14 protein-coding genes are annotated in these 13,568 nt (G+C 74.6%); 6 read left to right on the top strand and 8 right to left on the bottom strand.

The features are described 5' to 3' along the window. Positions 1-95: 95 nt before the first annotated feature. Positions 96-1,481 carry a type VII secretion protein EccB gene (gene eccB / locus GA0070610_RS15795; protein ID WP_089000743.1) on the top strand — a complete coding sequence of 462 codons (1,386 nt, stop codon included), beginning with the start codon at positions 96-98 and terminating at the stop codon, positions 1,479-1,481. 94 nt (positions 1,482-1,575) lie between these two features. Here the strand turns inward: eccB and GA0070610_RS15790 are convergent, their stop codons facing one another. The 5 genes from GA0070610_RS15790 to GA0070610_RS15770 all read right to left on the bottom strand — a co-directional run bounded on the left by GA0070610_RS15790 (position 1,576) and on the right by GA0070610_RS15770 (position 6,251). After that, the gene (locus GA0070610_RS15790) at positions 1,576-2,181 is read right to left on the bottom strand and encodes a class I SAM-dependent methyltransferase (RefSeq protein ID WP_089000742.1); all 606 of its coding nucleotides are present in this window, start codon (positions 2,179-2,181) and stop codon (positions 1,576-1,578) included. A gap of 244 nt (positions 2,182-2,425) precedes the next feature. Then, complete coding sequence (locus GA0070610_RS15785) at positions 2,426-2,983, bottom strand: GNAT family N-acetyltransferase (protein ID WP_197697741.1); 558 nt, start codon at positions 2,981-2,983, stop codon at positions 2,426-2,428. Between the two features lie 51 nt (positions 2,984-3,034). Continuing rightward, positions 3,035-3,901, bottom strand: coding sequence for a carbohydrate ABC transporter permease (locus GA0070610_RS15780; RefSeq protein ID WP_089000740.1), 867 nt, complete (start codon positions 3,899-3,901; stop codon positions 3,035-3,037). Then, entirely contained in the window at positions 3,901-4,860 is a 960-nt protein-coding gene (locus GA0070610_RS15775; RefSeq protein ID WP_089000739.1) for a carbohydrate ABC transporter permease, read from the bottom strand. The genes GA0070610_RS15780 and GA0070610_RS15775 overlap by 1 nt, the downstream gene beginning before the upstream one ends. Beyond that, positions 4,857-6,251 carry an ABC transporter substrate-binding protein gene (locus tag GA0070610_RS15770; RefSeq protein WP_089000738.1) on the bottom strand — a complete coding sequence of 465 codons (1,395 nt, stop codon included), beginning with the start codon at positions 6,249-6,251 and terminating at the stop codon, positions 4,857-4,859. Before GA0070610_RS15770 ends, GA0070610_RS15775 begins: the two co-directional genes overlap by 4 nt. Before the next feature lie 116 nt (positions 6,252-6,367). Here GA0070610_RS15770 and GA0070610_RS15765 point away from each other — a divergent pair, with 116 nt between their 5' ends. From GA0070610_RS15765 to GA0070610_RS15755, 3 genes are read left to right on the top strand one after another with little or no spacing between them, the layout of a single operon-like run. After that, positions 6,368-7,408 carry a zinc-dependent alcohol dehydrogenase gene (locus GA0070610_RS15765; protein WP_089000737.1) on the top strand — a complete coding sequence of 347 codons (1,041 nt, stop codon included), beginning with the start codon at positions 6,368-6,370 and terminating at the stop codon, positions 7,406-7,408. After that, positions 7,405-8,223, top strand: coding sequence for a sugar phosphate isomerase/epimerase family protein (locus tag GA0070610_RS15760; protein WP_089000736.1), 819 nt, complete (start codon positions 7,405-7,407; stop codon positions 8,221-8,223). Before GA0070610_RS15765 ends, GA0070610_RS15760 begins: the two co-directional genes overlap by 4 nt. Further along, positions 8,220-9,581 (top strand): MGH1-like glycoside hydrolase domain-containing protein, encoded by a 1,362-nt coding sequence (locus tag GA0070610_RS15755; protein ID WP_392567254.1) that lies wholly within the window; start codon positions 8,220-8,222, stop codon positions 9,579-9,581. Before GA0070610_RS15760 ends, GA0070610_RS15755 begins: the two co-directional genes overlap by 4 nt. A 64-nt stretch (positions 9,582-9,645) precedes the next feature. Here the strand turns inward: GA0070610_RS15755 and GA0070610_RS15750 are convergent, their stop codons facing one another. From GA0070610_RS15750 to GA0070610_RS15740, 3 genes are all read right to left on the bottom strand, one after another. Continuing rightward, positions 9,646-10,053, bottom strand: coding sequence for an arsenate reductase ArsC (locus GA0070610_RS15750; protein WP_089000735.1), 408 nt, complete (start codon positions 10,051-10,053; stop codon positions 9,646-9,648). Positions 10,054-10,067: 14 nt separating this feature from the next. Next, complete coding sequence (arsB, locus tag GA0070610_RS15745) at positions 10,068-11,177, bottom strand: ACR3 family arsenite efflux transporter (protein ID WP_089000734.1); 1,110 nt, start codon at positions 11,175-11,177, stop codon at positions 10,068-10,070. A 79-nt stretch (positions 11,178-11,256) separates the two neighbouring features. Next, a complete protein-coding gene (locus GA0070610_RS15740) occupies positions 11,257-11,931 on the bottom strand; it encodes an arsenate reductase/protein-tyrosine-phosphatase family protein (protein ID WP_089000733.1) in 675 nt (224 codons plus the stop codon). 128 nt (positions 11,932-12,059) lie between these two features. Here GA0070610_RS15740 and GA0070610_RS15735 point away from each other — a divergent pair, with 128 nt between their 5' ends. Together GA0070610_RS15735 and GA0070610_RS15730 are read left to right on the top strand one after the other, a co-directional pair. Further along, positions 12,060-12,446: a DUF2267 domain-containing protein gene (locus tag GA0070610_RS15735; RefSeq protein WP_089000732.1), complete on the top strand. Its 387-nt coding sequence runs from the start codon at positions 12,060-12,062 to the stop codon at positions 12,444-12,446. Between the two features lie 245 nt (positions 12,447-12,691). Further along, positions 12,692-13,450, top strand: a complete 759-nt coding sequence (locus tag GA0070610_RS15730; RefSeq protein ID WP_089000731.1) for a thioesterase II family protein — start codon at positions 12,692-12,694, stop codon at positions 13,448-13,450. Positions 13,451-13,568 lie beyond the last annotated feature (118 nt).

Raw genomic sequence — 13,568 nt, 5'->3', positions numbered from 1 at the left:
ACACCGGGAATCTGGGCGCCGCCGCCACGCAGGGTCCTCGGGGCATCGACGCAACGCTTATCCTGTGCCCCGAACGCCCCACCGGAAGGGATGCGATGCCGTCGCGGCAGGACCAGCTGCACTCGTACCAGTTCACCGTCCAGCGGGCCGTCGCCGCGCTGGTGATGCGGGAGACCGACCCGGCGCAGTCACCGTTCCGGCGGCTCGCCGGCGCCGGTCTGGCCAGCGTGCTGGTCGCGGCCATCGGTCTGGGCGGGTTCGCCCTCTACGGCCTCTTCACCGGGGGCGGCAGCAGCTGGCGCGACCCGGGCGCGGTGATCGTGGAGAAGGAGTCCGGCGCCCGGTTCGTCTACCGGGAGGAGAAGCTGCACCCGGTGCTCAACTACGCCTCGGCCCTGCTGATCATCGGTGCCGAGCGGCCGAAGACGGTGCTCGTCTCCCGTCGCGCCATCGACGGGGTGCCGCGCGGCCTGCCGCTGGGCATCGCCGACGCCCCGGACTCGCTGCCCGCCATGGGCCGGCTGTCCACCGCGCCGTGGACGGTCTGCTCCGTCGCCGCCGAGGCCGACCGGACGGTGCCCCGCTCGGCGCTGCTGATCGGCGTGCCGGTCGGCGAGGGCCGGGAGTTGGGCGAGGACGCACTGCTGCTGCGCGATCCCGACGGGGGGCTGCACCTCGTCTGGCACCAGCGCCGCCACCTGGTGCGCGACCCGAACCGGGTGCTGGCCGCCCTGGCCGCGACCCGGGCCCGAGCGGTCCCGGTGGCCCCGGCCCTGCTCAACAGCCTGCCCGCCGGCGCCGACCTCGCCCCGCTGACCCTGCCCGACGAGGGGGAGCGCTCCGCGCGGGTGTCCGGGGCGCGGATCGGCGACGTCTACCTGGTGCGCAACTCCGGCGGCGGCCGGCAGTACGCCGTCGCGCTGCGCGACGGCCTCGCCGGCATCACCGAGTTGCAGGCCGGCCTGCTGCTCGCCCGCACGGGCCAGGGCGAGCCGGAGCCGATCACGCTCGGGCGGTTCGCGGCGCTGCCCAAGCTGCCCGACCTCGCCCCGACGGGACCGACCGCCCCGCCGACCGCACCGCCCCGGCTCGCCGCCGCTGACGGGGCGGCGCTCTGCGCCCGGGTGGGCGACGACGGCGGAGTCACCGGGGTCCGGCTCGGCGTACGGCTGCCGGACCTCGCCGCCGCGCCGCGCACCGCACCGGCGGCGGGTGGCGGGGTGCGCGCCGACCACGTCGTGGTGGAGCCGGGCCGGGGCGCGGTGGTCGAGGCGGTCGCGGCGCCCGGCGCGACCGGCGGCGCGATCTCCGTGGTCACCGACCTGGGCCGGCGCTACGTCCTCGCCGGTGGCGACGTGCTCGGCGCGCTCGGCTACCGCGACGTGCGTCCGGTGCGGCTGCCGGCCGGCCTGGTGGCGATGGTGCCCGCCGGCGCCACGCTCGACCCGGCCGCCGCGCGGGTCGTCGCCGCCCCGGCCTGAGCGCGCCTGTCCACCGGCGGGCACCCACCGGCCCCGGTGCGGCCTCGCGTCGACGGCGAACGGCCGCGCCGGCCGGTCGCGGCCCCGCCCGGTGTCAGTCGGCGGGGCGGCGCAGCACCGTGACGGCGAAGTCGGCGTCGTCGCGCCACGGGCGCAGGTCCCACGTGGCGAAGCGGTGCTCCAGCCGCAGGCCGGCGGCGACCGCGTCGGCGTCGAAGCCGGTCAGCGGGTAGCCCCGGTCGGTGCCGAAGCCGACCGCCAGCACGCCGTCGGGGCGCAGGTGGGCGGCGACGCGGCGCAGCACCTCCCGCTCGGTGCCGGGGGCGACGAAGGCCAGCACGTTGCCGGCCAGCACCGCCGCGTCGAACGGCTCCGGCTCGCCGGCCGCCGTCAGGTCGAGTTCGGCCAGGTCGGCGACCAGCCAGCGCGGGCCGGGGTGGTCGGCGCGGGCGGCCTCGACCAGGGCCGGGTCGGCGTCCACCCCGACCACGGCGTGCCCCCGGGCGGCCAGCGCCGCGCCCACCCGGCCGGTGCCGCAGCCGGCGTCGAGGATCCGGGATCCGGGCGCGACCATCGCGTCCAGCAGCCGGGCCTCGCCGGCCAGGTCGGCCCCGTCGGCGGCCAGCCGGCGGAACCGGTCGATGTACCACTGCGAGTGCTCCGGACCGGTCTCGGTCTCCCAACGGGTCGGGTTTCCCATGCCGCCACCGTAGCCGGGCCCCCGGTGCTCCGGTGGCGGCGGGGCGGACGGGGACCTCCGCCGGCGACGCGGTGCCCGCCTGCCCGGCGGGCCGTCGCCGACGGCGGTGCGGTCCGCTCGCCCGATACCACACAGGCATTCTTATACCGCACAGGTATCAGCTGTTCCGGCGGCAGCGGTTCATCAGCTCGGCGTGCCTTCCAGGTCTTCCGCCTGCCCGGAACGCCGCCAGGACAGCGACGCCCTAGCCGTCGACGCGGGCCGACGGATCGAGCACCCAGTGGTTGGTGCGGAAGAGGCGGCCGGCGAACTCCGTCTGCTCCTCGCCCACGAGGGCGAAGCCGCCCGAGCGGCAGATCGCGTTCGACGCGGCGTTCGTCGTGGCGGGAAAGGCGTGGATGAGGCCCCAGCGGCCCTCCGCCCGGGCCAGGTCGAGCACGGCGCGGACGGCTCTGCCCGCCAGGCCCCTGCCCTGGAACTCCGGCACGACCATCCAGCCGATCTCGGAGACGCCGCCGTGGGCGTACACCGTCACCGTCCCGGCCACCTCGGTGCCACCGTCCGGGACGATCATCTTGATCCAGGCGCTGCCCTTTCGCACGGTCTCGAGGTCGCGCCGGAGCTGGGCGGACACCCGCTCGCGCGGCTGCGGACCGCCCAGCTCCGCCATCACGACGGGATCGCAGCGCATCCGCACGTACGCGTCGAGGTCGCCCGGCTCCACGTCGCGCAGCCGCATCCCGACCGCGGGCGGGGCAGCCGCGGGCGCGTCGTCGGGGACCGCGCCGGGAGGGGCATCCACCCGGCACATCCTCCGTCAGCGCCCCACCGCGCGGCAACCCCGCCCGCCGCCTCAGCCCTTCTCCGCCCCGCTGGTGAGCCCCTCGGTGAGCAGGCGCTCGCTGGCGAAGAAGAGGATCACGATGGGCAGGGTGAGGATCACCGAGCCGGCCATCAGCACCGTCTTCGGCACCTCGACGCCGTCGGAGAGCTGCGCCAGCCCCAGCGACACCGTCCATCGGTTCGGCTTGTCGACCAGGAACAGCAGGGCGAAGAGGAACTCGTTCCAGGCGATCATGAAGTCGTACAGGGCGACGGCCATGATGGACGGCGCCGCCAGGGGGAGACTGACCCGGCGGATGATGCCGAGCCGCCCGGCGCCGTCGATGGCCGCCGACTCCTCCAGGCTGACCGGGATGGTCTCGAAGTAGTTGCGCAGCATGTAGACCGACACCGGCAGCGTCTGCGAGATGTAGACGAGTACCAGGCCGAACAGGGAGCCGCGCAGCCCGGCCCGCGTGAAGACCACGAAGAGCGGGATGGCGATGACGATCGACGGGAAGAGGTAGACCGCCAGGAACAGGAAGTCGACCTGCCGCCGGCCGAAGAACCGCAGCCGGGCGACCGCGTACGCACCGGGGATCGCCACGGCCAGCGTCAGCAGCGTCGCGGCGACGGCGACCAGCCCGCTGTTGCGCATGAAGGTGAGGAAACCCTGGCCGCCGTCGTCGACGGCCTTCACCACCTCGGCGTACGTGTCGAACGTCAGCTCGCCGAGGCCCACCACCAGCGAGCCGGGGTCGAGCAGCAGCCGCTCGATGGGGCGCACCGAGAGCACCAGCATGTAGTAGAAGGGGAAGACGGTGACCAGCAGGAACGCGGCGATCACCAGCCGGCGCAGCCAGCGCAGGCCCACCGTCTCGATCCGGTCCCGGTCCATCAGCCGTCCCTCCGTCCGCCGAAGAAGCGCAGGTACACCACCACGAACACGATGAGCACCACGGCGAGCACGACCGCCTGCGCCGCCGCCGCGCCGATGTCCGTACGCGCGGTCAGGAACTCGTAGACCCGGACGCTGACCACCTCGGTGCCGGCGGCCCCGCCGGTGAGCAGGTAGACGTCGTCGAACTTGTTGAACGTCATGATGAACCGCAGCACGCCCAGCAGGCCGATCACCGGTAGCAGCTGCGGCAGCAGGATGTGCCGGAACCGCTGGGTGGGGGTGGCGCCGTCGACCCGGGCGGCCTCCTCCAGCTCGCCGGGCACCGCCTGGAGCCGGGCGAGCAGGAACAGGAAAGCGAAGGGGAAGTAGCGCCACGCCTCGAAGGCGACGACCGTGGCCAGGGCGGTCGACTCCTGCGACAGGAACGGCACCGGGGTGTCCCAGCCGAGGAACCGCCGGCCCCAGTCGTTGACGATGCCGAGCTGCGGGTCGAGCATCACCTGCCAGACGAAGGTGACCGCGACCACCGGCGCCACGTACGGCAGCAGCATCGACGCGCGCACCAGGGTGCGGCCCCGGAACGGCCGGCGGACGACCAGCGCCGCCACCAGGCCGAGCACGATGGAGCCGACGGTGCTGGCCACGGCGTAGACGAGCGTGGTCCACAGCGTGTCGGCGAAGCCGGGGGTGTTCAGCACCCGCTCGACGTTGTCCATCGTGAACTCGCCGAACAGTCCGGTGCGGCGCAGCGTGGCCAGGCGTACCCGTTGGAAGGCCAGCACGACGGTCCAGACGATGGGTATGCCGATGACGGCGACCACGACGAGCAGCGTCGGGGCGACCAGCGCGAGCCCGGCGCGGGACTCGCGGCGGCGCAGGGTCAGCGGTCGGCGGCGGGCCGGGGCCGGCCGCTCCCGGGCGGGGGAGCGGCCGGTGCCCGGTGGGGCGGTGGTCAATTGACGCCCGCCTTGATCGCCTCCACGTCCTTCTTCGCCCGTCCGGCGGCCGCGGCGGCGTCGGTCTTGCCGGCGACCACGTCGTTCAGGGCCTTGGGCACCGGCAGCTCGCCGAGGATCGCGCCGACGAGCTTGCCCTGGCCCTGGGTCAGGCCCCACCGCTGGAAGGTGTCGGGGCTGCGGCGCAGGCTCGCGAGCACCTCGTCGCCGTAGACCTCGGCGAGCGGCTTCTTCGTGTCGACCCCGGCCTGGCTGGTGTTCCAGGCGGTGAGGAACTTCTCCGGCTCGGCCGCGGTGCCCTTGCGGACGGGGAAGCGCCCCTCGGGGGACATGCCGAACCAGCGCGGGTAGCCGTCGCCGAGCATGTGCTCCACGAAGGACCTGGCCGGGTCGGCGGCGGCGCCGTCGAGCACCGCCCAGGAGCTGATCTCGCCGTACTGGGCGGGTTCGGTGCCGTTCGGTCCCTTGATCGCGGTGACGAAGCCGCTGTTCTTCGCGAGGAACGTCGGGTCGGCCTGGCACTGCGGGCAGGTCGGCTTGGCGTCGTTTCGCAGGCCGGCCAGCTCGTCGAGAATGAACGGCGACCAGACGAGCATGGCCGCCTTGCCGGCGAAGTAGGTGGCCCGGGTGGTGTCGACGTCCTGCGCGCCCTTGACCGAGCTGGTGCGCATCAGCTCGCCGTAGAACCGGAACGCCTCGACGCACTCGGGCGAGTCCAGCTTCACGGCCCCGGAGTCGTCGGTGAGCTGGCAGTTGTTGGCCAACGCCAGGTGCTCGAAGGTCTGCTGGGTGAACACGTCGCCGGGGGCGGTGGCGGCCGTGATGCCCGCGACCCCACCGGTGTCGAGTCTCGTCGCGGCGGCGGCGATCCTCTCGTACGTGTCGGGGGCGGGCAGCCCGGCGGCGGCGAACAGGTCCTTGCGGTAGACGAGCAGTTGGCCCCAGCCGTCGCTGGGCACGGCGAGCTGCTTCCCGTCGTCCGCCGTCAGCTCCAGGGCGCGCGGCGAGAAGGTCTGCCGGCCGAGGTTCTCGACGACCTCCGCGTTCGCCGAGGCGTGCAGCAGCTCGTTGCCGGCGAGGGTGCGGACGCCGGCGAGCGACACCGAGCCGACGACGTCGGGCAGTTCGCCGGCGGCGGCGCTGGAGGCGATCAGGGACGGGAACTGGTCCTCGTTGACGGTGACCAGGTCGACGGCGATGCCGGTGCTGGCGGTGAAGTCCGCGATGATCGCCTTGGTGGCGGTGACCCGGTCGGCCACGTCCTCCAGGCTCCACACGGTGATCTTCCTGCTGCTGCTGTCGGATTCTCCGTCGCCGCAGGCCAGCAGGCCGGCCCCGGTGACTGCCATGATCAGGGTCGCGGCGAGTATCCGCATCGGAGGTGCTGACATCGGTGGCACTCCTCTCGAAGGGTATGGAACGGATTCAACCCCTTCGATTGATCAATTACAAGACATATGCCGATTTATTGCCTACGATGGAGCCCAGTGCTACCGGGATGTGACTCATGGTCAACTGGGTTGTCTCACTCGCCGGGCCCCGACGGATCAGCCTCGAGCCCTGCCCCCCGGATCCGCTCGGCCCCGGCCAGGTTCGGGTCCGCACCCGCTACTCCGGCATCTCGGCCGGCACGGAGCTCACCCTCTACCGGGGCAGCAACCCCCGGCTGAGCAAGGACTGGGACGACGTCAGCCGGATGTTCGTGCCCCGGCAGAGCACCGTGCCGTACCCGCTGGTGGGCTTCGGCTACGAGGAGGTCGGCGAGGTCGTCGAGGTCGCGCCCGACGTGCCCGACCGGCGGGCCGGGCAGGTCGTCTGGGGCATCTGGGGGCACCGCGCCGAGGCCGTCGTGCCCGCCGGCGCCGTGCACCCGCTGCCCCCGGACCTGGATCCCCTCGCGGCGGTCTTCGCCCGTCCCGGGGCGATCGCCCTCACCGCCGTGCTCGCCGGCGACCTGCACCTGGGCGACTGGGTGGCGGTCTTCGGGCAGGGCGTCATCGGGCTGCTCGCCAACCGGCTCGCCGTCCTCTCCGGCGCGCGGGTGGTCGCCGTCGACCGGGTGCCCGCCCGCCTGGCGCACGCCACCCGGCTCGGCGCCCGGATCGCCGTCGACGCGGGCGCCGAGTCGGCCGCGGCCGTGCTGCGCCGGGCCACCGGCGGCCGGGGCGCCGACGTCTGCCTGGAGCTGTCCGGGGCGTACCCGGCGCTGCACGAGGCGATCCGCTCCACCGCCCACGCCGGCCGCGTCGTGGCCGCCGGCTTCTACCAGGGACAGGCCGACGGGCTCGGCCTGGGTGAGGAGTTCCACCACAACCGGATCCAGCTGGTGGCGGCCCAGGTCTCCGGGCCGACCCCGGCGCCCGGCATGGCCGGCCGGTGGACCGGGGCCCGCGTCGCACACACCTTCATGGACCTGGTGGCCGAGGGCAGCGTCGATCCGCTGCCGCTGGTGAGCCACGTCGTCGACGCGAGCGCGGTGGCCGACGCGCTGGCGCTGCTCGACCGCGGTGACGCTGACGCCCTCCAAGTCGTGCTGAGGTTCCCATGACGATTCCCCTGGCCTGTCAGGAGCAGCTCCTGCCGGGCACCGACCTGATCCAGAAGTACGCGCTCGCCACCGCGCTCGGCTACGACGCCATCGAGCTGCGCGGCGCCGGCGACCTCGGCCTCGCCCGCCGGCTGCCCGAGCTGCGCCGGGCCCGCGCCGCCGGGGTGGTCATGCCCACCGTCTGCGTGGAGATGGACCACTTCATCGGCGACTTCGACCCCGAGCGCTCCCGCGACGCCGTACGCAACCTGCGCTCCCAGCTCTCGGTGATCGCCGAGCTGGGCGGCGTCGGCGCGCTGACCCCGGCCGCCTGGGGGATGTTCTCCCGGCGGCTGCCGCCGTTCGAGCCGCCCCGCTCGCCCGCCGGCGACCGGCAGGTGCTCGTCGACGCCCTGGGCGAGCTGGGGGAGCACGCCCGCGCCGAGGGGGTCACCCTCTTCCTGGAACCGCTCAACCGGTACGAGGACCACATGGTCAACCGGCTCGACGACGCCGTCGCCCTCTGCGCGATGGTCGGGCTGCCCTCGGTGCGGGTGGTGGCGGACACCTTCCACATGAACATCGAGGAGGACGACGTGCACCGGGCGCTGCGCGCCGCCGCGCCGTACCTCGGGCACGTGCAGGTCAGCGACTCCAACCGGTTCCAGCCCGGCGCCGGGCACCTCGACTGGCCGGCGCTGGTGCGCACCCTGCTGGAAATCGACTACCGGGGCTGGCTGGCGCTGGAGTGCCGGCTGCGCGGCGACCCCGTACGCGCCCTGCACCAGGCCGCCGCCGTGCTGCGCCACGCCCAGCCCCGGCAGGCGGCGGCGTGAGCACCGGGACCGCCGGCGGCGCGTACACCGCCGACGCCGGGGCCCGCGACGTCGGGGCACTGCGCCGCCTTGCCGTCGCCACCCTCGAGGCCAACTGGGAGCACGACCACACCGTGCCCTCGCGCACCCTCTACCCGCACCAGTGGAGCTGGGACTCGGCGTTCATCGCGATCGGCTGGTCCCACGTGCGCCCCGAGCGCGCCTGGCGGGAGCTGACCAGCCTGTTCCGGGCCCAGTGGCGCGACGGGCGGGTGCCGCACATCGTGTTCAACCCGGCGCTGCCCGTCGGCTCGTACTTTCCGGGCCCCGAGTTCTGGGCGTCGGGGCTCGCCGAGGGCGCCCCGGCAGCCGCCACCTCCGGCCTGGTCCAGCCACCCGTGCACGCGTCCGCCGCCTGGCTGGCGTACCGGCGGTGCCCCTCGGAGCAGGCGCGGGCCGCGCTGCGCCGGCTCTATCCCCGGCTGGTGGCCCAGCAGCGCTACCTCGCCACCCGCCGGGACGTCGGCGGGGGCGGGCTGGCCTGCGTCGTGCACCCGTGGGAGTCGGGGCTGGACAACAGCCCCGCCTGGGACGCCCCGCTGGCGGCGGTGCCCGCCGACGCGGCCGTCATGCGCGCGTACCGCCGGCACGACACCGCGCACGCCGACGCCGCGCACCGCCCGACCGACCTCGACTACGCGCGCTACGTCGCGCTCGTCGCGTCCTACCGCGAGCGCCGCTACCGCGACGACGACCTCGCCGCCCGGCACCCGTTCCTGGTGGAGTGCCCGCTGGTAAACGCCGCGATGGGCGCCGCCGAGCACGCCCTCGCCCGGATCGCGCCGCTGGCCGGCGCCGACCCCGGCCCGCACCGGGAACGCGCGGCGCGGATCACCGAGGCCCTGGTGCGCCGGCTGTACGACCCGACGACCGGCACCTTCCAGCCCCGGGACCTGCGCGCCGACCGGCTGGTGCCGGCCCGTACGGTGCTCGGCCTGGCCCCGCTCGTCCTGCCCGACCTGCCCGCGCGGCAGGTGTCGGCGCTGCTCGCCGAGGCGTGCTCGCCGCGCTTCGGGCTGGCCGCCCGGATGGACCGGCCGCTGCCCAGCCACGACCGCACCGCGCCGGACTTCGAGCCGCTGCGCTACTGGCGCGGGCCGAGCTGGATGAACGTCAACTGGCTGGTACGCCGGGGACTGCTGCGCCACGGCCGCCCCGACCTGGCCGCGGGCCTGCGCGACTCGATGATCGAGCTGGTGGCCGGCGCCGGCTGCCACGAGTACTTCCACCCCGACACCGGGGCCGGGCTCGGCTCGCCGGCCTTCGGCTGGACGGCCGCGCTGCTGCTCGACGTCCTCGCCGACGACCCGGCCGGCTGAGCCGACCCGTCCCCGTCAGCTCAACCCGACCCGTCCCCGGTCGGCTGAGCGCACCCGGCCCCGGTCAGCCGGCGGGCACCAGCTCCCGCAACAGCCGCTGCACCCGCGCCCGGATCTCGTCGCGGATCGGCCGGACCGCCTCGACGCCCTTGCCGGCGGGGTCTTCGAGCTGCCAGTCCTCGTAGCGCTTGCCGGGGAAGACCGGGCAGGCGTCGCCGCAGCCCATGGTGACGATGACGTCGGAGGACTCGGCGGTGGCGTACTCCAGCAGGGTCGGCGTCTGCGTGCTGATGTCGATGCCGACCTCCCGCATCGCCTCGACGGCGGCCGGGTTGACGGTCCCGGCCGGCGCCGAGCCGGCGGAGCGCACCTCGACGGCGTCGCCGGCGAGGTGGCGCAGCCAGCCGGCGGCCATCTGCGAACGGCCGGCGTTGTGCACGCAGACGAACAGGACACTGGGCTTGTCGCTCACGGCGGTGTTTCCTTTCAGCGGGAAGCGGAGACGGTCGGCCGGCCCGGGGCCGGTGACGGGAAGAACCGGCGGCGTGCCCACAGCGAGACGTAGACGAGGGCGACCAGGACCGGCACCTCGATCAGCGGCCCGACCACGCCCGCCAGGGCCTGCCCGGACGTGACGCCGAAGGTGCCGATCGCGACGGCGATGGCGAGCTCGAAGTTGTTGCCGGCGGCGGTGAAGGCCAGCGTCGTGGTGCGCGCGTAGCCGAGGCCGACCGCCCGGCCGAGGGCGTACGAGCCGGCCCACATCACCGCGAAGTAGACCAGCAGCGGCAGGGCGATGCGGGCGACGTCCAGCGGCCGGTCGGCGATCGCCTCGCCCTGTAGGGCGAACAGGACGACGATGGTGAAGAGCAGCCCGTACAGCGCCGCGGGGCCGATCCTCGGCAGGAACCGGCGCTCGTACCAGTCGCGGCCCCGGGCCCGCTCGCCGAGGCGGCGGGTGAGGTAGCCGGCCGCCAGCGGGATGCCCAGGAAGATCAGCACGTTGCCGGCGATGTCCCAGCCCGACACGGCCAGTTCGGCGCCTTCCAGGCCCAGCCAGCCCGGCAGGACCGCGAGGTAGAACCAGCCGAGCAGGCCGAACGCGAGCACCTGGAACACCGAGTTGAGCGCGACCAGCACCGCGGCGGCCTCCCGGTCGCCGCAGGCCAGGTCGTTCCAGATGATCACCATGGCGATGCACCGGGCCAGGCCGACGATGATCAGGCCGGTGCGGTACTCCGGCTGGTCGGCCAGGAAGATCCAGGCCAGGGCGAACATCAGCGCCGGCCCGACGACCCAGTTCAGCACCAGCGAGGAGACCAGCAGCCGCCGGTCGCCGGTGACGGAGTCGAGCCGGTCGTAGCGGACCTTGGCCAGCACCGGGTACATCATGATCAGCAGGCCGAGGGCGATGGGCAGTGAGACGCCGCCGATCTGCACCGCGTCGAGCGCGCTGTCCAGGCCGGGCACCAGCCGGCCGAGCAGGAGGCCGGCCGCCATGGCGAGGCCGATCCAGACCGGCAGGAACCGGTCGAGGCGGGACAGGCGTCCGACCACGGCCGTCTCGGCCGGATCGTCGTACGTGGTGGTGCTCACGGGGCTCCCGTTCGGGTCGTCGGTGGGGGCGGACGGTATCCGGCGGCCACGTCGGTCGGGCCGTCGGTGCGGGCGGCGGTCATCGCGGGGTGACGGCGGGGGCGAGTCGCTCGACCCGGGCCTCGATCTCGGCGTACGCCGCCTCGAACGCCTCGTCGGTGTCGACGCGGACGGGGTCGGGCACCGACCAGTGCAGGCGGGGGCGGGCCGCACCGGTGAAGCCCTCGTGCGCGTTGTCGCAGACGGCGACGACCAGATCCTCGGCGCGTACGACGTCGTCGACGTGGGCGGTGCCGACCGGGTCGAGACGCAGCCCGTGGCGGCGGGCCACCGCCACGGCGCGGGGGTGCACCCGGCGGGCCGGGCGGGTGCCCGCCGACGCGGCCGGGGCGTGCGTGCGCCGCGTCCAGAGGGCGGCGGCGAGCTGGGAGCGGGCCGAGTTGTGAGTGCAGACGAAGACCACCCGGCCCACGTCGGCCAGCGGCGGCGGGGTGAGCGTCGACAACACCGTGGGTCGCAGCCGCAGGTAGGCGCGACGCCGGTCACCCTCGGAGCGCGTGCGGCTGACCAGGCCGGCGTCGGTGAGCACCTTGACGTGGTGGGCCACCAGGTTGGTGGGCAGGTCGAGGGCGTGGGCGATCTCGCCGGGGGAGGAGTCACCCAGCAGCAGCGCGTCCACGATCGCCAGGCGCGCCGGGTCGCCGAGGGCGGCGTGGATCCGGGCGCGGGTCGTGAGCGAAGCATCAGCGTCCATTGACTCAATACTTGCTGAGTTACCGCGCCGGCGTCAAGCGAGGGTGGCGCGCCGCACCCCGACGCCCGGCGCCGTTTGCCGGCACCGGGGGCGGGTATCCGCCGGGCCGGTGACGACAGGAGGCTGCCGTGCGGTTCCCCCTATTCGTCGACGCGGTGTCCCGCCGCGCGGGACTGCCCACCGCGCAGTCCGCCACGATCGCCCGCGCCGTGTTGCAGACGATGGTGGAACGGATGAGCGGCGCTGCCGCCGGCCGCCTCCCCGACGACCTGGACGGCTATCTCGGCGACCCCGGTCCCGGCGAGACCCCGGCGGGCGCGGCCGGGCCGGCGGACTTCGTACGCCGGGTGGGGGAGCGGGCCGGGGTGGACGAGGCCACCGCCCGGGCCGGCACCGGCGCCGTCTTCGCCACCCTGCGGGAGGCGGTCACCGTCGACGAGTTCCGTGACATGGTGGCCCGACTGCCCCGGGACTTCGACGGCATGACCCAACCGATCCCCCGACCGGACGCCTGACCAGCCACCCCGTCACCCGCCCGGCACGCGGATCATCGCGGTCGGGCATCGCGCCTTATGCTGCTTCCGACGTGACGGTATAGGCAGATCATGAGGCCCCCGGGAGCATGGCGAGCGGCCGACCGCAGTCCGCCCGCCCGTGCCCCGCAGGCCGCGGCGCCCCGGGTCGGTCCGGCGCACCGCACCGGACGTCACCGTTCCGGCGACAGCGCCACCGGAACGGCCCCTTCGACGAAAGGCGCGCGGTGACCTGGTTCCTCTCCGCCGGCGACTGGCGCTCGGCGCCGGTCCAACTGTTCTGCCTGCCCTACGCGGGTGGGGGCGCCAGCGTCTTCCGGCGCTGGCAGGACGGGCTCGCCCCCGACGTCGAGGTGCTGCCGGTGCAACTGCCCGGCCGCGAGAACCGGATCAGCGAGAACCCCGTGTTCCGGGCCGCCGACGTCGCGTACGCCATCGCCGAGCGCATCCGCGGCCCGTACGCCATCTACGGCCACTCGATGGGGGGCCGGGTCGGCTTCGAGGTGGTCCGCGAACTGCGCCGCGCCGGACGTCCGCTGCCGCTGCGGCTCTACGTCGGCGGCGCCCGCGCCCCGCACGTCAGCGCCCCCAGCCACTTCGATGGGCTGTCCCGGGTGGCCGACGACGAGCTGCTGCGCCGCCTGGAGGCCGGCGGCGGGCTGCCGGCCGGGCTGCTGGAGTACCCCGAGCTGGTCGAGCTGCTGCTACCCCTGCTGCGCGCCGACTTCGCGCAGGTCGACGACTACCGCTACACCCCCGAGGCGCCGCTGCCGATGCCGATCGTGGCGTTCGCCGGCCGCGGCGACGACACCGTCAGCCGGGAGCACAGCGACGGCTGGCGGGAGCACAGCGCCGCCGGCTTCACCCTGCGCGAGATCGACGGCGGGCACTTCTTCCTCAACGAGCGGCTGCCCGAGCTGCTCGCCGCGATCCGGGCGGACCTCGCCGCCGCCCACGCCGACATGCCCACCCGCCGCCACGGGTGAGCCGCCCGCCACGGCCGTCGCCGTCAGGACCACGGTCCCGCCGACGGGCGACGAGCCGTCAGGACCACCGTCCCGCCGCCGTCCGCGACGTCGGCGGGCGGGTCTACACCTCGACCGA

Source organism: Micromonospora echinofusca (assembly GCF_900091445.1).
GTDB classification, from domain to species: Bacteria; Actinomycetota; Actinomycetes; order Mycobacteriales; family Micromonosporaceae; genus Micromonospora; species Micromonospora echinofusca.
The sequence above is the reverse complement of the archived record's forward strand: the minus strand, read 5'-3'. Positions and strand labels throughout refer to the sequence as shown.

Coding starts and splice junctions, on each gene's coding strand:
- eccB (WP_089000743.1), top strand. CDS start 96: ATGCCGTCGCGGCAGGACCAGCTGCACTCGTACCAGTTCACCGTCCAG.
- GA0070610_RS15790 (WP_089000742.1), bottom strand. CDS start 2,181: ATGGGAAACCCGACCCGTTGGGAGACCGAGACCGGTCCGGAGCACTCG.
- GA0070610_RS15780 (WP_089000740.1), bottom strand. CDS start 3,901: ATGGACCGGGACCGGATCGAGACGGTGGGCCTGCGCTGGCTGCGCCGG.
- GA0070610_RS15770 (WP_089000738.1), bottom strand. CDS start 6,251: ATGTCAGCACCTCCGATGCGGATACTCGCCGCGACCCTGATCATGGCA.
- GA0070610_RS15765 (WP_089000737.1), top strand. CDS start 6,368: ATGGTCAACTGGGTTGTCTCACTCGCCGGGCCCCGACGGATCAGCCTC.
- GA0070610_RS15760 (WP_089000736.1), top strand. CDS start 7,405: ATGACGATTCCCCTGGCCTGTCAGGAGCAGCTCCTGCCGGGCACCGAC.
- GA0070610_RS15740 (WP_089000733.1), bottom strand. CDS start 11,931: ATGGACGCTGATGCTTCGCTCACGACCCGCGCCCGGATCCACGCCGCC.